Source organism: Hymenobacter fastidiosus (assembly GCF_039539565.1).
GTDB lineage: Bacteria > Bacteroidota > Bacteroidia > Cytophagales > Hymenobacteraceae > Hymenobacter > Hymenobacter fastidiosus.
The window spans coordinates 21,997-39,688 of sequence record NZ_BAABDJ010000038.1 but is presented as its reverse complement, the minus strand read 5'-3'; the positions used below and the strand labels follow the sequence as shown (position 1 = coordinate 39,688).

Below are 17,692 nucleotides of genomic sequence, written 5' to 3'. Positions count from 1 at the left end.
CTCTACCGCAGTAGTAAGCCCATCGATTCAACGAAGCGGTAGAGATGCTTCGACAAGCTCAGCATGACCGCCGAATTTGCGCTTTTCTGTATTTAGGAACAAGTCTTTTGCCTAAAAACCAAAAACCAAAAACTAAGCACTAAGCACTAAGCACCAGCTCCCGCGGCAGCTCGAAGCGGAGGTTGCGGCTTTTGCTGCGACCGTGGAGCTGGGTCAGGAAGTCGTCGAGCTCGGGTTTGTATTCCAGCCACAGATCCTCGTGCAGGCTGGTAAGCACCAGTTGGGCAGTGCGGGCCGTGAGGCGGGCGGTGCTCACGTAGAAGCCGGTGTAGGGCGAGTCGAACTGGCCGGGGTAGTTATCGAAAATCAGGCGCAGGGCGTACAGGTTCAGGTCGATTTCCAGGCGCTTCTCCTTGGTGATGCGCCGGGCGCGGGCCGTTTCCTTGACGGCTTTGACCAGCGCCTTATTCAGGCTGCGGTTGAGCAGACGGCCCGTTACGGCTACGTTGAAGAGCTCGTGAATCCGGTCGGCGGTTTGCTCATACACCTGCTCCAGGGTCAGATCCGGCAGCAGCTCGTAGCTGAGGGTTTCGTAAAGCTCCGCATCGCGCCGGACGGCGCGCAGCAGGAGCTTTTCCTTGTCGGCGTCGGGCAGGCGTTTGAGGGCTTTTTTGAAGTCGGCGGACGGAACGGGCATGGGTGAGAGTAAGAAGGAGGAAGGCGGGGGGTGAAGTAACGCAAACGAACCGGGAAGCTAAGGGTTGAATGCTGAAACAAGGAAATGTGCCCGTGGGCGGTGGCCGCCGACAAAGTAAATGCTGACATCCGGTGGCCCGCCTTTCTGCTCGCCCCCGCTGCCGGGAATCGAAAATCGCCGAAACGATTCTACTGGTTAAGGGGTTATACGGAGCCGAAACCCGGCTTATACCCGCGTTTTTACCCGCTTTTTCGTACTTTTGTACCATGCAAACCAAACCGCAAATCGATTACGACGAGGACGTCCTGGTACTGGAGGAAACCATCGAGATGCGCGACCTGATCGTGTACAACGACGACGTCAATACCTTCGAGCACGTCACCAGGACCTTGATTGACGTGTGCGGCCACGAGCCCGAGCAGGCCGAGCAATGCACGCTCCTGATTCATTATAAAGGCCAGTGCACCGTGAAGCACGGGGGCTTTGATGAGCTGGCCGGCATGTGCACCGCCATCCACGACCGCGGCATCTCGGCGGACGTCCTCTAATTCAGTTGCCGGTTTCGAGTTGCCAGTTGCCGGTTTGTTCAGGCAAATCCTGGTAACCGGCAACGGGCAACTGGTAACTCATCCATACTGAATGGAATTTCCTTCCAAGCTGATAGAAAACGCAGTTGGTGAGCTCTCGAAGCTGCCCGGCATCGGCCGTAAAACGGCGCTGCGTCTTACGCTCCATCTGCTCAAAGCCGACACCGAAACCACCAGCTCGTTGGCGGAGGCGCTGGCTAAAATGCGCTTTGAAATCACCTACTGCCGCACCTGCCACAATATTTCTGATACCGAGGAGTGCGGCATCTGCGCCAATAAGCTCCGCGACCACGCCATGGTTTGCGTGGTATCCGATATCCGCGACGTTATTGCCATCGAAAATACCGGCCAGTATCAGGGCGTGTACCACGTGCTGGGCGGCGTGATTTCGCCCATCGAAGGCATCGGCCCTTCCGACCTCCACATCGATACGCTGCTGACCCGCATCCCCGATTCCGAAATCCGGGAAATCATCCTCGCCATCAGCCCCACGATGGAAGGGGATACAACGGCATTTTACCTCTCCCGCAAGCTGCGCGAGTTTCCCGAGGTTCACATCAGCACCATTGCCCGCGGTATTCCCATGGGCGGCGAGCTGGAGTACGCCGACGAAATAACCCTGGGCCGCAGCATTGTGGAGCGGCAGCGGCAGACGAAGTAAAGCGCCCGAAGACCGGTCATTGCGGGCCAAGCGCGGCAATCCGTCCCGGGCAACACCCCAGGCTCAGTTCCCTTAGCAAGCCCCGACGCATTCCAGCGGCGGGGCTTTTTGCTGTAACCAGGCTCCTGGCATTTTCGAGGACGGATTGCTTCGCCCTTCGGCCCCGCAACGACCGGTCTGCCATTGGCTGAGGCCGCGCTTCGCTCGCAATGACGGGGAAGTGTGCGTACTTTCGCCCCTGCCTAAGCCGCCTGCCCATTGCCTTCCGTGAAGCTTTCCGTCGTCATCGTCAACTACAACGTCTGCTATTTTCTGGAGCAGGCGCTACTGTCGGTGCAGAAGGCGGTGGCCAAGCTGGGCGCCCCGGCTGAGGTGTTCGTGGTCGACAACAACTCCGTGGACGGCTCGGTGGCCATGGTGCGGGCCCGCTTCCCGGCGGTTATCCTCATCGAAAACCAGGATAACCCCGGCTTCAGCAAAGCCAACAACCAGGCCATGCGCGTGGCGCGGGGCGAATACATCCTGCTGCTGAACCCCGACACGGTGGTGGAGGAAGACACCTTCCGCGCCAGCTGCGACTTTCTGGACGCGCATCCTGATGGGGGAGGACTGGGGGTGACCATGCTCGACGGGCAGGGCAAGTTTCTGCCCGAAAGCAAGCGCGGCCTGCCCACGCCGTGGGTGGCGTTCTACAAGATTTTTGGCCTGGCCAGTTTGTTTCCCCGGTCGCGCACCTTCGGCCGCTACCACCTGGGCTTCCTGCCCAAAGACCAGAACCACGAAATTGAAGTGCTCAGCGGCGCCTTCATGCTGATGCGCAAAACGGCCCTGGATCAGGTGGGCCTGCTCGACGAAGACTACTTCATGTACGGTGAGGACATCGACCTTTCGTACCGCCTCACCCAGGGCGGCTGGAAGAACTACTACTTCGCCGGTACCCGCATCATTCACTACAAGGGCGAAAGCACCAAGCGCACGAGCGTCAACTACGTGTTCGTGTTCTACCGGGCCATGGTCATCTTCGCCCGCAAGCACTTCGCCCCCCAGCGGGCCGGCACTTTCTCCTTGCTGATCAACTTCGCTATCTGGCTGCGGGCGGGCGTGGCCGTCGGGGAGCGGCTGCTCACTCAGGCCGCCCCGGTACTGCTCGATGCGGGGCTGATGTACGTGGGCATGTACCTGCTGAAATCATACTGGGAGCAGAACCATAAGTACGTGCGCACCGATTATCCCCCGGAGTTTATGCTGGTGGCGGTGCCGGCCTATATTCTGGTCTGGCTGACCTCGGCCTACTTCAGCGGCGCCTACGACCAACCCACTAAAACTTCGCGCATCGTGCGCGGCATCTTCGTGGGTACGGTGGTTATTTCGGCGGTTTCCAACTTCTTCGACGCCTACCGGTTCTCCAAGGCGCTCATCATTCTGGGTGGGGCCTGGGGCATTGCGGCGCTGGTAGGCCGGCGGCTCGGCAGCCACTTCCTGCGCTACCGCGACCTGCGCCTGAGCGAGCGGCGCCAGAAAAACGTGGCCATCGTAGGCTCGGCCGCCGAAAGCCGCCGGGTGCGCCAGCTGCTGGAAACCGCCGCCGTGCAGGCCCGCATCATCGGCTACGTCACCCCCGATGCCCCCACCGATACCAGTCTGCTGGCATCATCAACCCAGGACCCCGGGACCCCAAGTCCCCAGGCCCCGGGCGACGACCAGCTCGGCGAGGTGCGGCAGCTGGAAGATATTATCCGCATCTATGCGCTGAATGAGCTGATTTTCTGCGGCAAGGACTTATCCGCCAGCCAGATTATTACGCTCATGGTGGGCCTGCCCCAGCATCCGTCGGTGGCCTACAAAATCCTGCCCGAAGACAGCGAGTACATCATCGGCAGCTCCTCGAAAGACGCGCCCGGCGACTACTACGCCCTCGATATTGCCCTGAACCTGTTCCAGCCCCAGCAGGTGCGCAACAAGCGCGTGCTCGACGTGCTGACCAGCCTGGGCCTGCTGCTGGGCGCGCCGGTATTTATCTGGCTGGAAAAGGACAAGGCCGGTTTCCTGCGCAACTGCCTGCGCGTACTCGGCGGCACCCGCACCTGGGTGGGGCTGCGGCACATGACGGGCCCGCGGCATACGCAGCGCGCCATCCTGTCGGCGGCCGATGCGGTGCAGACCGGTACTGTGCTCACCGAAGCCACGCGCCGTCGGCTGGAGCTGCTCTACGCCAAAGACTACGAAACGGCCACGGATCTGAGCTTGCTGGTGCGCTGCTTCCGCCATCTGGGGCGCGAGTAGGCGCGGGGTTTTAATGTGCTAATGTGGCAATGTGATTAAATGTGCTGATGAGGTACTGTGATTGAACGTGAAAATGGGCGGATGATCAGTGGGCTCAGGTATTTTCACTATTAGGACTTACGCAAAACCCTCCTGGTGCCATTTCACGCAGTGTTTCGCAGTGTTAAACCGCAGGGTTTCGCAGTGTTTAACGTCCTCGCACTGCGAAACACTGCGGTTTAACACTGCGAAACACTGCGTGAAAGCATTTTGCGTAAGTCCTAACTATGCTGGTGTAGGGTATCGATGCCAAGATGGAGTGATGGGTAGCCAGACCAGCACAGCAGCACATTGAAAACACATTAGCACGTTTCCACATTAGCACAGTAAAAACTCCCCTACTTTTACGCTTCCCATCCCACTCATTCTCTATGTCCGTTCCCACTGCTACGCTCGCCCCCTCTTTCCTGTCTGACCGCATCAATGCCATGCAGGAATCCCAGACCATTGCCATGGCCAAGAAAGCCCGCGAGCTGGCGGCCCAGGGAATCGACGTCATCAACCTGAGCTTCGGCGAACCGGACTTTGAAACCCCCCAGTACATCCGCGACGCGGCCAAGGTGGCCATGGACGAGGGCTACACCAAGTACACACCCGTGCCCGGCTACCTGGATCTGCGCCAGGCTATTGTGGAGAAGCTGCACCGCGAAAACCAGCTGGAGTATAAGGCGGAGAATATCGTGGTGAGCACCGGGGCCAAGCAGGCGCTGGCCAACGCGGTGATGAGCCTGATCAACGCCGGCGACGAGGTCATCGTGTTTGCGCCGTATTGGGTGAGCTACGAGGAAATGGTGAAGCTGGCCGAGGGCACGTCGGTAACGCTGATGGGCGCGCTGGAAAACGACTACAAGGTAACGGCGGCCCAGCTCGAAGCGGCCATCACGCCCCGCACCAAACTCATCATGTATTCCTCGCCCTGCAACCCGACGGGCTCGGTGTTCTCGCGCGCGGAGCTGGGTGAAATTGCCGCCGTGGTGGCCCGTAACCCCCAGCTCCACGTTATTGCCGACGAGATTTACGAGTACATCAACTTCGTCGGGGAGCACGTGAGCCTGGCTCAGTTCGCGGAAATCAAGGAGCAGGTAATCACCATCAACGGCTTCTCGAAGGGCTACGCCATGACGGGCTGGCGCGTGGGCTACATGGCTGCCCGCAAGGAAATTGCCGCCGCCTGCGAGAAGATGCAGAGCCAGATTACCTCCGGTACCTGCTCCGTCGCCCAGCGCGCGGCCCTGGCGGCCCTGCAGGGGGGCCGTACCTCCGCCGACGAAATGGTGGCCGCCTACCGCCGCCGCCGCGACCTGGTGCTAACCCAGGTACGGGATATTCCCGGCTTTAAAACGCCCACGCCCAGCGGCGCCTTCTACATTTTCCCCGACGTCAGCGCCTACTTCGGCCGTACCACCCCCGCCGGCGATACGCTGGCCACGGCTTCCGATCTGGCGCTGTTCCTGCTCAACGACGCCCACGTTGCGGCCGTCACGGGTGAAGCCTTCGGGGCCCCGAACTGCATCCGCTTCAGTACCGCCGCCGCCGACGAGAAGCTGCGCGAGGCTTTCGTCCGCATTAAAGCCAGTCTGGAGAAGCTGGGGTAAAATCGTTTGTCATCCTGAGCGGCGCGAAGCAAAGCGAAGGACCTGCCTCTTTCCGCACGGCAAGCTCTTTTCAACGCCCAAAGCCCTTCGCCGCGCAATCGGGGAGGGGCTTTGCTCATTTAAAAGGTTTTGCAGAGAATAAAGAGGCAGGTCCTTCGCTCCACTTCGTTGCGCTCAGGATGACAGCCGATTTATAGGAACACCCCATAGCATGCCCATACCGCCGCGCCTGTTTACCTTTGCGGCCTCCTTCTGACTTGCCGTAATGCCTGCTGACTCTATTCCCGCTTCGCTACCCGACTTATTCACTGCCTTCAACCGCCTCACGGTACTCATCGTCGGCGACGTGATGATGGACGCGTACGTGTGGGGCAAAGTAGGGCGCATTTCGCCCGAGGCTCCGGTGCCGGTGGTAAACGTGAGCCGCACCGAGCAGCGCCTGGGCGGAGCCGCCAACGTGGCCCTGAACGTGCAGGCCCTCGGCGCCACGCCGCTGCTTTGCGCCGTGGTAGGTACCGACCCCGGCGGCGACCATCTCATTGGCCTGTTGCAGGACCGGCAGCTGTCGGCCGACGGCATCGTGCGCAGCCCGTACCGGCCCACTACGGTGAAGCAGCGCATTCTGGCCGCCGGCCAGCACCTGCTCCGCATCGACTCGGAAGTGGAAACCGACCTGAATAACGAAGAAGCCCGGCTGCTGGAGCAGCGCTACGAAACCCTGCTCCAACAGGCCGACGTGGTTATCTTCGAAGACTACGACAAGGGCGTACTGAACGCGGGCAGCATTGCTCACTTCATCCGCCTGGCCCGGCAGCGCGGCATCCCGACCGTGGTAGACCCCAAGAAGAAGAACTTTCTGGCTTACCAGCACTGCACCCTGTTCAAGCCCAACCTGAAGGAGCTGCGCGAGGGCCTGAAGCTGGAATTCGGCGACACCGACGCGGACCGGCCGCAGTTTGAAGCCGCCGTGGACCGCCTGCGCGAGCTGCTGACGCCCGAAATTGTGCTGGTAACTCTTTCCGAGCGCGGCGTATTCAGCGAGTCGGCGGCCACCGGCCGCAGCTACATTCCGGCCCATCTGCGCATGATTTCCGACGTATCCGGGGCCGGCGACACGGTTATCAGCATTGCCGCCCTGTGCGTGGCGCTGCGCCTGCCCGCGCCGGTAACGGCCGCGCTGGCCAACCTGGGGGGCGGGCTGGTCTGTGAGCAGGTAGGGGTAGTGCCCATCGAAAAGCAGCGCCTGCTGGAAGAAGCGCAGGAAGCCAACCTGCTTTACTCTCCGCCGGTGCCGGCCGGCCAGGAGCGGTAAGGCCGGCCGGCGCCTAAGCAGGAGTTGCCTACTTGGTTTTAGTGGCCCGCCCACGCACCGGATAGCCGCCTCTGCCCGGCCGGAAAGAAGGCTAGGGATTCAGCAGCTTAGGACTCAGGTCGAGTAAAATCTGAGTGGAGCTGGAAAGGGTGAAGCACACCAGAACAAAAGCCGCGTACAGAATCGTCATGGTCAGGCGCCGGCCGGCCAGGCCGGTCCACGTCCAGGCACCAGGCCAGCCAAAGCAGGCCACCGTGACCAGCATCAGGTGCAGCGGCAGCACGTAGCGGCATTCGACGGACAGCGGCACCGAAAGGGCCACGGGTGCCAGCAGGGCCACCACCAGGAGCCAGTGCAGCGCCCGCAGCCGCTGGAGGTGGCGGAGGACAACGGCCAGCGCGGCGAAGAGCATCGTGTAGTTTAGCCACGCCAGCCCCACGCTCGACCGGTACACGTGGCGCAGATAGGGCGTCGAATACAGCACGTCCAGCCCGTTGAAGAGGTGGCGCAGGTACAGCGTAGCCAGGTCCAGCGGATGCGCGGCGGCCAGGGTGAGGTACTCCCCGTACGATTCTATTTCGTGGTTGAAGTCGGCGGCCAGCAGGGCTACTCCAACCGGGTCGCGGTAGAGCACCTGCGGCTTGGCGTAATCGTCCCCGATAGTGGTTTCGTACTTCTGGTACTGCAGGCCTTCGCTGAGCTTCTGCAGGTACAAATCCCCCTTGGCGCTCATCACCGGGTCGTTCAGATCGATGCCGATGACCAAGGGGCGGGACGAGTTGAAGTTGTGCTGGTTGATCAGCCATTGCGGCAGGGTAACCAAGGCAAACCCCAGCGCGAAGAGCAGCCCCCATTGGCCCGTCTGCCAGCGCCATTGGCGCAGCCCGGCAGTACTGACCCACAGCAGCAGCAACCCCAGCACCGGGACTACGACCAGATACACGGGGCGCACGTTGATGAGAGCGGCACTAAGCAGACCCGCGAGCAGAACCCGGCCCGGAGTCAGCCGCTGCAGCAGGAGCAGCAATACGGCTACCTCCCCCGCCAGCACCGGAAAGTCCGTCAGCGTGTAGTGGAAGTAGTCGCGCCAGAGGGCGAAAGTCAGCCCAACGAGCAGGAGCTGCCGCCCGGCACTCACCGGCTGCCCGGTGAGCGTAAGCCAGAGCCGCGGCAGCAAGACCCCAAATAAGGCCCCGGCCAATGCCGCTCCGATCAGCTTGATAATGGTATCAATCGACAGGAACGGCTGCGCTTGTCCCAGCAGCAGCACCGGCACGTGGAGCAGGGGAAAGAGGTAGCCGCGCAGGGCACTGTCGAAATTATACAGCGAGAAATTCCCCCCGTTGTAGAGCTTATAGGTTAGCTCCCAGTAGCCGTTGGCATCATACACCTGCGGATGGGCCGCGGAGGTAAGCAGATGGGTTCCAAAAAGCAGGGTCGTGATCCAGAACCAGAAAAAACGCGGGCGGGTGAGCCCCGCCCAACGACCGGAAAACTGCTTGAAACGGGAATACATAAATCTTGGGACGGAATACCTTGAGCACTAGGGGAGACGCTGGCAGAGTCGCTGGCGCCGACAACAGGCCGTGTTGCTACAGATTTCCTTCCCGGGCCATGGGGCTGAATTCCTTGACTGTATCCACGAACACGCGCACGTTGTCGGCATCGGTGTCGGGGTACACGCCGTGGCCGAGGTTGGCGATGTGGCGCTGGGGACCGAAGCGGCGCAGCATGGCGATGGTGGCCTGCTGCACCTGCTCCCGGGTGCCGTAGAGGGCGCAGGGGTCGAGGTTGCCCTGCAGGGTTTTTTCGTCGCCGATGGCGGCCCGCACGGCGCGGGGGTCTTCGTTCCAGTCGAGGCCGATGGTGCGGCAGTTGAAAGAGGCAAACTCGGGAATGGCGAAGTAGGCCCCCTTGGCAAACACGGTCACCGGCACGTCGGGCAGGGCGTTGCAGATTTCGGCGATGTAGCGCGAGGAGAATTCGCGGTAGTGGTCGGGAGGCAGAATGCCGGCCCAGGAGTCGAACACCTGAATGATGTTGGCCCCGGCCGTCACCTGGGCCTGCAGGTAAGCAATGGTCGTGGCCGTAATTTTGCGCAGCAGCTCGTGGGCCAGGGCCGGGTCGGTGTAGAGCAGGCGGCGGGCTTTGGAGAAGGTCTTGGAGCCGTGGCCTTCCACCATATACGCCAGGATAGTCCAGGGCGCGCCGGCAAAGCCGATGAGCGGCACCCGGCCGTTCAGGGCCCGCTTGGTGATGCGGATGGCTTCGAGCACGTAGCCCAGGTGCTCTTCCGGGTCGGCCACGCGCAGCCGCGCCACGTCGTGGGCTGACTTGATGGTTTCGGGAAACATGGGGCCGCGGGCTTCCAGCATCTCGTAGGTCAGGCCCATGGCCTCGGGCACCACCAGAATGTCGGAGAAGATGATGGCCGCATCCACGTCCAGCGCATCCACGGGCTGAATGGTGACTTCGGCCGCCAGCTCCGGCGTCTCGACCAGCTCCTTAAAGCCGCTCAGGCGGGCGCGCAGGGCCCGGTACTCGGGCAGGATGCGGCCGGCCTGGCGCATCAGCCAGACGGGAGTACGTTCGGTATCTTCGCCACGGGCGGCACGGAGCAGGAGGTCGTTTTTAAGCATAAGTGGGGCAAATATACAGTGGTGGCCGCTCAGGTGCCGCACAAATGCAGCGCAGTACGGCCGGAGTAAAAAAGTTACTCCAGCCGTGCTGCTCTGCATTGACGGGGAACACTAACTAAACCGCGCCGCCTTACTCCTGAAACAGCGCCTTGATGGCCGAGGCCATAAAGTTGACGCCGATAGCCAGGGTCAGAAAGCCCATGATGCGGGCCAGGGCCGCCATGCCGGGCCGGCCCAGAAAGCGCGTCAGCCGCAACGACGACATGAGAATAATGTAGGCCGCGAAGGCCACCAGCACGAAGCCGAACACGATCAGGCCCATGTCGAGGTAGGTGAGCTTCTTGGTGAACAGGCCGATGCACACGGCCATGGAGCCCGGGCCCGACAGCATGGGCATGGCCAGGGGAGTAAAGGAGATATCCTCCTTGTGCATGCTTTCTTCCAGCGTGGCATCCGAGACCTTGGCGCGGTTGCCGCCCGGCGTGAGCAGATCGAAGGCCGAGCGCATGAGCAGAATGCCGCCCGCGATGCGCAGGTGGTGAATGTTGATGCCGAAGAAGTTGAGCACGTACTGCCCCGCGAAAAACGACACCGACAGCACGCCCACCATGTACATACAGGCCCGCAGCCCGATCTGGGCGCGGTGCCGGGGCGTGTCGTCCTCAGTAAGCGTCAGAAACACCGGCATGGCCCCAAAGGGATTCACGACCGAAAACAGCGTGGTGAACGTGGCAAGCAGAATTTCCATAAACCGGGGAGAGGCAGCAGCGGGGGCGGGTAAAGGTACGAGGGATTGGGAATCGTCAAACCGCGTAAAGTGGTATGTTTGGGAAGCCAACTGTCCGCCGGGCCGCCCGTACAAGCCACTGAAGGCCCGCGGGGGCCTTTTCCCTCCATCCTGTTATGACCACCAATCCTCCCGCCTCACCCGCGGCCCACGACGCCACCGCTGCGCCCCTGGTGGGCATCATCATGGGCAGCCAGTCCGATCTGAAAATCATGTCGACCGCGGCCGAAGTACTCCGGCAGTTTGGCGTGGCCTACGAAATAACCCTGGTTTCGCCCCACCGCACGCCCCACCGGCTGGTGGAATACGCCGAAACGGCCCGTAAGCGTGGTCTGCGCGTGATTATCGCGGGCGGGGGCGGAGCGGCGCACCTGCCGGGCATGGTGGCGGCCTTCACCGTGCTGCCCGTAATCGGGGTGCCCATCAACTCGGTTACCTCCATTCACGGCCTCGACTCAGTGCTGTCGATGCTGCAGATGCCGGCCGGGGTGCCCGTGGCAACCGTGGCCATCGACGGGGCCGCCAACGCCGCCGTGCTGGCCACCCAGATTCTGGCCCTCAGCAACGCCCGCCTCGCCGACGTACTGGAAAAATACCGCACCTCCCTCAAGGACAAAGTGATGCGCACCATCGAAGAGCTGCGCAAAGGCGGCTACAGCGACGATTAATGTGGGGCTAATGTGGGGCTAATGTGCTGATGTGAGGTTAATGTGCTGATGTGATTAATGTGATTAATGTGTTGATGTGATTAATGTGTTGATGTGATTAATGTGTTGATGTGGGTAATGTGTTGATGTGGTAACTGGTGAATTTAGTATTCGGTTTTAGCACACTGCCTGATGTTCCACAACCTACTGCCACGTTCGCCTTCAGTACATTCCCCATACCAGCACATTTCCCACATCAGCACATTAATCACATCAGCACATTAACCCCACATCAGCACATTAACCACATTAGCACATTAACCCCACATCAGCACATTAATCATAATCACCTTCCTCACCTTAGCACAGTATAACATTGCCTGATTTCGACTCTCTTCCCTTCTGGCTGGTGCTGCTGCACGGATTGGTGCTGCTGTTCACCGTTGCGGCGCTGGTAGCCACGCTGCTGCCGCTGCTGCGCGAAACGGCATGGTGGATCCGGGTGTTCGACTTCCCGCGCCTGCAGGTCGTGGCCGTGGCCCTGCTCACCATCGGGGGCGGGCTGGCCCTGGGCTGGCACGAGCTGCCCGGCTATTGGGGCCTGGGCACGCTGGGGGTGCTGGCGGTGGCCGTGGGCTACCAGTTTTTTCGTATCATGCCCTACACCCGGCTGGCCCGCAAGCAGGTCGGCGACAGTACCCGGCAGGACGGGGCGCGCCACTTGAGCCTGACGGTGATGAACGTGCTGCAGTTCAACAAGCAGGGCGCCAAGGCGCTGGCGGCGCTGCAGGCCGCTGACTCCGACATCATCATGGCCGTCGAAACCGACCAGTGGTGGTACGAGCAGCTCCAGCCGCTGACCGACACGCACCCCTACACCTGCCTCGAACCCCTCGACAATACCTATGGCCTGCTGTTCTTTTCCCGCCTGCCGCTGGAGGGCAGCGAGATAAAGTACCTGCTCGACGACGACGTGCCCAGCCTGCACACCCGCGTGCAGCTGCCCGACAAAACCTGGATCCGCCTGTACGGCCTGCACCCCAAGCCGCCGGCGCCGTCCGAGTCCAAGACCAGCACCAAGCGCGACGCCGAGCTGCTGCTCGTGGGCAAGGAAATTGAGGCCCGCGACGAGCCGACCATCGTCTTTGGCGACATGAACGACGTGGCCTGGTCGCACACGTCCGAGCTGTTCCGCCGCATCAGCGGCCTCATGGATCCGCGGGTAGGCCGGGGCCTGCTGCCCACCTTTCATGCCGACTACCGGCTGCTGCGCTGGCCCCTGGACCACGTGTTCGTTTCGGCCGACTTCAAGGTCGATGATATGCAGCGCCTGCCCTACGTGGGTTCCGACCACTTTCCCATCTACATCAAGCTCAGCTACGAGCCCCACGACAAAGCCAAGCAGGAGGAAAACTGCGAGGAAGCCGACGCCGGCGACCACGGCGAAGCCAGCGAAAAGATCCGGGAAGGCTTCGAGGAAGAAGTAGAGGAGGAAGCCTACGAAAAGGCCAACCCCAACAAAAAGAAGGAGCTGACCACGTAGCGAATCAGTTCATGTCAGAGAAGCTGTTTAGAAAGTCAAACAGTCTGTAATCCTTCGCCAGCGTACACTAGAGTGTGTGAACACTTAACGGAAAAGGCGGTCATGCTGAGCTTGTCGAAGCATCTCTACCGCTTTTTTGCGGCAAAACGTTCGGTAGAGATGCTTCGACAAGCTCAGCATGACTGTTTCGATGGCTTCAAAGGCCCTTTTAGCTAAGTGTCCACACGCTCTGGATGAAGGATGACAATCGACAAAAAAATCGAATTGCTAAACAGCTTCGATACAACAAAAAGGCCCGAAGCAAGCTGCTTCGGGCCTTTTCAATCCATCAGGATCAGCGCAATCAAAAGAATCAGCGCTAATCAGTGATTTACTTCTTGCCGTCTACTTCTTCGTAGTCGACGTCCGTCACGTTGTCGTGGCCGGCACCGGGCTGGCCGTTGCTGCCTTGCGCCGGACCGCCTTCGCCGCCGGGGTAACCCTGGGGCTGCGGCTCGCCGCTGCCCTGCGTGGCGTTGTACATTTCGGTCGAGGCTGCTTCCCAGGCCGAGTTGATGGCCGCCATGGCGGTATCAATCTGGCCGAGGTCCTTGCTTTCGTGAGCCGTCTTGAGGTCGGTCAGCGCGTTTTCCACGGCCGTCTTGTTGCCGGCACTCAGCTTGTCGCCGTACTCCTTCAGCTGCTTCTCCGTCTGGAAAATCATCGAGTCGGCGGCGTTTACTTTCACGATACGCTCGGTTTCGGCTTTGTCGGAATCGGCGTTGGCGGCGGCCTCGGCACGCATCCGCTCAATGTCGGCGTCGGTGAGGCCGCTGCTGGCTTCGATACGGATTTTCTGCTCCTTGCCGGTGCCTTTGTCCTTGGCCGATACGTGCAGGATGCCGTTGGCGTCGATGTCGAAGGTTACTTCGATCTGCGGTACGCCGCGGGGGGCGGGAGGAATCGAGTCGAGGTGGAAGCGGCCGATGGTGCGGTTCTGCGAAGCCAGCGGACGCTCGCCCTGCAGCACGTGAATCTCCACCGAAGGCTGGGAGTCCGAAGCCGTGGAGAAGGTTTCCGACTTCTTGGTCGGAATGGTCGTGTTGCTCTCGATGAGCTTGGTCATCACGCCGCCCATGGTTTCGATGCCCAGGCTCAGCGGGGTCACGTCGAGCAGGAGCACGTCCTTCACTTCGCCGGTCAGCACGCCACCCTGGATGGCGGCGCCGATGGCTACCACTTCGTCGGGGTTCACGCCTTTCGAGGGCTTCTTGCCGAAGAACTTCTCTACTTCCTCCTGAATGCGCGGAATACGGGTCGAGCCACCCACGAGGATAACTTCGTCGATATCCGACGTGCTCAGGCCGGCGTCCTGCAACGCTTTTTTGCAGGGCTCCATCGAGCGGCGCACCAGCGTATCGGCCAGCTGCTCAAACTTAGCGCGGCTCAGCTTCACCACCAGGTGCTTGGGGCCCGAGGCCGTGGCGGTGATGTAGGGCAGGTTAATTTCGGTTTCCGATGAGCTGGATAGCTCCACCTTGGCTTTCTCCGAGGCTTCCTTCAGCCGCTGCAGGGCCATTGGGTCCTGACGCAGGTTCAGGCCCTCGTTTTCGCTGGCGAACTGGTCGGCCAGGAAGTTGATGATTACCTGGTCGAAGTCGTCGCCGCCGAGGTGGGTGTCGCCGTTGGTGCTCAGCACTTCGAACACGCCATCACCCAGCTCGAGGATGGAAATGTCGAAGGTGCCACCACCGAGGTCGTACACGGCAATCTTCTGGTCCTTGTGCTTCTTGTCGAGGCCGTAGGCCAGGGCCGCCGCCGTGGGCTCGTTGATGATGCGCTTCACGTCGAGGCCGGCAATGGCGCCGGCTTCCTTGGTGGCCTGACGCTGGGCGTCGTTGAAGTAGGCGGGCACCGTAATAACGGCTTCGGTTACGGGCTGGCCCAGGTACTCTTCGGCGGTCTGCTTCATTTTCTGAAGTACCATGGCCGAAATTTCCTGGGGCGTGTACTGCCGGTCGCCGATCTGCACGGCTACCGTGTTGTTGGAGCCGCTCACCAGCTTGTAGGAGACGTTCTTGGACTCCTCGGTCACTTCGCCGAAGCCGCGGCCCATGAAGCGCTTGATCGACTGGAGCGTATTCTGCGGGTTGGTAATGGCCTGACGCTTGGCCGGGTCACCCACTTTCCGCTCGCCTTTGCCACCGTCGAGGAAAGCCACAATCGACGGGGTCGTGCGGCGGCCTTCGCTGTTTGGAATCACCACCGGCTCGTTGCCTTCCATGACGGCTACGCACGAGTTGGTGGTGCCGAGGTCAATACCGATTATCTTTCCCATGGGTATGGTTGGGGTTTTATAGAATGTGAGAGGTCAGTTCTGAGGTGCGAATCACTCGCCCCGGACTGATTACAAGACGCGTACCAGCCCCGGATCAGCGGCCTTTCCGTGACAGATTGTCATTTTGCAAGGTTCGGGCGGGCGTTTTCGCGCCGGACTGACTTCAACGGGTGAATCCGGGTTGGGATTGTCTGACAGGGGGACAGAAGAGGCCGGTTTGCGTAGGAGCCCGCGCCGTCCCGCCGTCGCTCGGCTATGCCGAGTGACGAGTACGCTTGAGCGGCTGTGCCGCGAATCCGGCCGCGCCGTTGTTAAAAATGGTTCGACCGGCGCAGGACGCTCGCGGCATAGCCGCTCCGGCGTAGTGGTCACTCGGCACAGCCGAGCGACGGTGGGAGAAAGTTGTAGCCTTTGTTTGCCAGCCCTATGAAGATCGGTAAACGAAGGTATATTGCGTGCTAAAGACAGGTTGACGCAACTCGTGCCTTCGCTAACCATAATGTTAGCGGATATTTTAAAACGGAAAACATATGAAACATCTGATTACAATATTATTATTTGCGACTTGCTTGACTAGCATCAATGCGCATTCAGGTTGGACGCTAATTGACAAAACTAGTATAAGAGGCTCAATCAGTGGCTCAATAACTCAAGGTTATATTTTCAAGGTTGACAGAGGATTTTATGTAATAAACGAAAGAACAAGACAACGTGTAAGGACAAGGAATCCTGAAGTTAAAATATATCAAAATGGTTCCGACTATAAATTAGTTATAGAAGATTTTGATGAGCCAGTAATTTGTAAAAAACTTAAGAACGTAATTGAAACACAAATTTCAGGAGAGTTTAAAGGCTGGGAAGGTGAGACAATCTTCAAAATGATGAATGGTCAAATATGGCAGCAATCTTCATATGCTTATACGTATCATTATGCATATAGCCCCAATGTTTTAATTTATGAATTTAAAGGAACTTGGACAATGAAAGTTGAGGATGTTGACGAAGCAATTCAAGTTTCAAAACTAAAATAGAATATTAAAAGACAAAAAACATTCGCTAACAGCACCTATAAAAAATTGGTGGTTCAGTGGTTAAATGAAGCTTTGTGCTTCGTATCAAGTTTTGTGGTGGCAGATAGTTTAGCGCTTCGTAATCGCCAACTTCTTGTAGCTGCAAACCATTATGGGCAAGCTTAAAGAATGGACGATGAAAAAAATCACAATCCTACTTATGATAATTTTGTTATTAAATTCGTGCCAAATAGGTGACGAACAACAGACCGTAACAATTGAAAATAAATATTCAGTTTCCATACCTTCCTTTTTGGCAAAGACAAGCGAACTGAATGATGATGCATCTTTACAATACCAACACGCTTGGAAAGAATTTTACATCATTATTCTTGACGAATCAAAAACTGATATGCAAAAAGTATTGGACGACAATAATCTAACAGAAACCTATTCAAATGATATTAAAGGGTATTCTGACTTATCATTAAACGGATTTGAAAAAGGTATATCGAGTTCGCAAAAGTTTGAAATAATTGATACTTTGGTTAACAATATGCCTGCAAGACTATTGACAATAACTGGAAGAGTAGAAGGAATTGATGCCTTCTATTCACTAGCATTTATACAAGGCAAAGAAAGATATTATCAAATTATGGCTTGGACTTTATCAAGCAAGGAATACGAGTACAAAGACAAAATGAACCGAATGATGTATTCACTAAAGGAACTTTAAAAACAAATGAAAAATGTTAGATAACCCTTGGAATAACATACTCGACTGGTTTCGTGACAGAAGTGAAAGAGCGAAAATTGTACGCAGTTTTAACGAATCTGCAAGGACTTCATTTGTAGTAGGTGTCGCACCAACATTATTAAAAGCAAGTATTTCAAAAGGAGAAAGTTCATATAAGCATCAATTTTCAAATTGGCTAAATACTGGCTTTAGAATTCAAGCATTCACTGGCAGGGTTCTGACAAAGGACGAATTAATTCATATCGGAAAAGTAATTATTGATGATGATGTTTTAGTTCGCAGACTAATTGTTCTCGGTTGGGATACTTTAGAAATACACGGTGACGCTGGAACATATGGTTGCAGATGGCAATTAAAGGATTATATACCACTTCCTAAATTCAACAAAAATGAATGATGCTTTAATACAAGACAGCATAAAAGTAGTAGGACAAGCTGTTACAAAAACAACAGAAAATGTACACCAAATAAATTGGTGGATGTGGCTTGTAATAGCTGAACTTGGGGTTATTGCGTATCTAATCTTAAAGGAGAAACTCAAATCAAAAGACACTGCAAAACAACGCTTCAAAAACGAATCTTTAAAGCAAGATATTGACTTCGGTAATATCATTAACAGTTCTTTCAATTCAATTCAACTGTATGACAAACTAAAAGTAAAGTGCCATCCAGACCGCTTTCCAACCGATATGGAAAAGAACTCAATTGCAGAAAACATCTTTCAAGAGATTAGCAAAAATAAAAATAATGTCAAGCGTTTGCTTGAACTAAAAGAAGAAGCAATTCAAAAATTAAACATTAACTTTTAAAAAATAAAA

General features: G+C 57.7%; 16 protein-coding genes. 11 read left to right on the top strand and 5 right to left on the bottom strand.

Annotated elements, in window-relative coordinates:
- Window positions 1-139: 139 nt before the first annotated feature.
- On the bottom strand, window positions 140-697 hold the full coding sequence (locus ABD833_RS17100) for a hypothetical protein (RefSeq protein ID WP_345074642.1): 558 nt from the start codon (window positions 695-697) through the stop codon (window positions 140-142).
- Window positions 698-963: 266 nt separating this feature from the next.
- On the opposite strand from ABD833_RS17100, the gene ABD833_RS17095 reads away from it, so the two are divergent.
- The 5 genes from ABD833_RS17095 to ABD833_RS17075 all read left to right on the top strand — a co-directional run bounded on the left by ABD833_RS17095 (window position 964) and on the right by ABD833_RS17075 (window position 7,174).
- Window positions 964-1,245, top strand: a complete 282-nt coding sequence (locus tag ABD833_RS17095; RefSeq protein WP_345074641.1) for an ATP-dependent Clp protease adaptor ClpS — start codon at window positions 964-966, stop codon at window positions 1,243-1,245.
- A gap of 91 nt (window positions 1,246-1,336) precedes the next feature.
- Window positions 1,337-1,945 (top strand): recombination mediator RecR, encoded by a 609-nt coding sequence (gene recR, locus ABD833_RS17090; protein ID WP_345074640.1) that lies wholly within the window; start codon window positions 1,337-1,339, stop codon window positions 1,943-1,945.
- Between the two features lie 267 nt (window positions 1,946-2,212).
- A complete protein-coding gene (locus tag ABD833_RS17085; protein WP_345074638.1) occupies window positions 2,213-4,228 on the top strand; it encodes a glycosyltransferase in 2,016 nt (671 codons plus the stop codon).
- A gap of 410 nt (window positions 4,229-4,638) precedes the next feature.
- A complete protein-coding gene (locus ABD833_RS17080; RefSeq protein ID WP_345074636.1) occupies window positions 4,639-5,862 on the top strand; it encodes a pyridoxal phosphate-dependent aminotransferase in 1,224 nt (407 codons plus the stop codon).
- A 265-nt stretch (window positions 5,863-6,127) separates the two neighbouring features.
- A complete protein-coding gene (locus ABD833_RS17075) occupies window positions 6,128-7,174 on the top strand; it encodes a bifunctional heptose 7-phosphate kinase/heptose 1-phosphate adenyltransferase (RefSeq protein ID WP_345074635.1) in 1,047 nt (348 codons plus the stop codon).
- Window positions 7,175-7,265: 91 nt separating this feature from the next.
- On the opposite strand, the gene ABD833_RS17070 is transcribed toward ABD833_RS17075, so the two are convergent.
- The 3 genes from ABD833_RS17070 to ABD833_RS17060 all read right to left on the bottom strand — a co-directional run bounded on the left by ABD833_RS17070 (window position 7,266) and on the right by ABD833_RS17060 (window position 10,561).
- Window positions 7,266-8,690 (bottom strand): hypothetical protein, encoded by a 1,425-nt coding sequence (locus tag ABD833_RS17070; RefSeq protein WP_345074634.1) that lies wholly within the window; start codon window positions 8,688-8,690, stop codon window positions 7,266-7,268.
- 76 nt (window positions 8,691-8,766) lie between these two features.
- Window positions 8,767-9,813: a uroporphyrinogen decarboxylase gene (gene hemE / locus ABD833_RS17065; protein WP_345074633.1), complete on the bottom strand. Its 1,047-nt coding sequence runs from the start codon at window positions 9,811-9,813 to the stop codon at window positions 8,767-8,769.
- Window positions 9,814-9,943: 130 nt separating this feature from the next.
- Window positions 9,944-10,561 (bottom strand): MarC family protein, encoded by a 618-nt coding sequence (locus tag ABD833_RS17060; protein ID WP_345074632.1) that lies wholly within the window; start codon window positions 10,559-10,561, stop codon window positions 9,944-9,946.
- Window positions 10,562-10,716: 155 nt separating this feature from the next.
- On the opposite strand from ABD833_RS17060, the gene purE reads away from it, so the two are divergent.
- Both purE and ABD833_RS17050 read left to right on the top strand, forming a co-directional pair.
- Window positions 10,717-11,268 (top strand): 5-(carboxyamino)imidazole ribonucleotide mutase, encoded by a 552-nt coding sequence (gene purE, locus ABD833_RS17055; protein WP_345074631.1) that lies wholly within the window; start codon window positions 10,717-10,719, stop codon window positions 11,266-11,268.
- Window positions 11,269-11,623: 355 nt separating this feature from the next.
- Window positions 11,624-12,790, top strand: coding sequence for an endonuclease/exonuclease/phosphatase family protein (locus ABD833_RS17050; RefSeq protein ID WP_345074629.1), 1,167 nt, complete (start codon window positions 11,624-11,626; stop codon window positions 12,788-12,790).
- 370 nt (window positions 12,791-13,160) lie between these two features.
- Here ABD833_RS17050 and dnaK read toward each other — a convergent pair whose 3' ends face one another.
- Window positions 13,161-15,107, bottom strand: a complete 1,947-nt coding sequence (gene dnaK, locus ABD833_RS17045; protein WP_345074627.1) for a molecular chaperone DnaK — start codon at window positions 15,105-15,107, stop codon at window positions 13,161-13,163.
- Window positions 15,108-15,637: 530 nt separating this feature from the next.
- On the opposite strand from dnaK, the gene ABD833_RS17040 reads away from it, so the two are divergent.
- From ABD833_RS17040 to ABD833_RS17025, 4 genes are all read left to right on the top strand, one after another.
- Window positions 15,638-16,138 carry a hypothetical protein gene (locus ABD833_RS17040; RefSeq protein WP_345074626.1) on the top strand — a complete coding sequence of 167 codons (501 nt, stop codon included), beginning with the start codon at window positions 15,638-15,640 and terminating at the stop codon, window positions 16,136-16,138.
- A gap of 151 nt (window positions 16,139-16,289) precedes the next feature.
- Entirely contained in the window at window positions 16,290-16,853 is a 564-nt protein-coding gene (locus ABD833_RS17035; protein WP_345074625.1) for a hypothetical protein, read from the top strand.
- Window positions 16,854-16,866: 13 nt separating this feature from the next.
- On the top strand, window positions 16,867-17,271 hold the full coding sequence (locus ABD833_RS17030; protein ID WP_345074623.1) for a hypothetical protein: 405 nt from the start codon (window positions 16,867-16,869) through the stop codon (window positions 17,269-17,271).
- Window positions 17,264-17,683: a hypothetical protein gene (locus ABD833_RS17025; RefSeq protein ID WP_345074622.1), complete on the top strand. Its 420-nt coding sequence runs from the start codon at window positions 17,264-17,266 to the stop codon at window positions 17,681-17,683. Before ABD833_RS17030 ends, ABD833_RS17025 begins: the two co-directional genes overlap by 8 nt.
- Window positions 17,684-17,692: the final 9 nt, after the last annotated feature.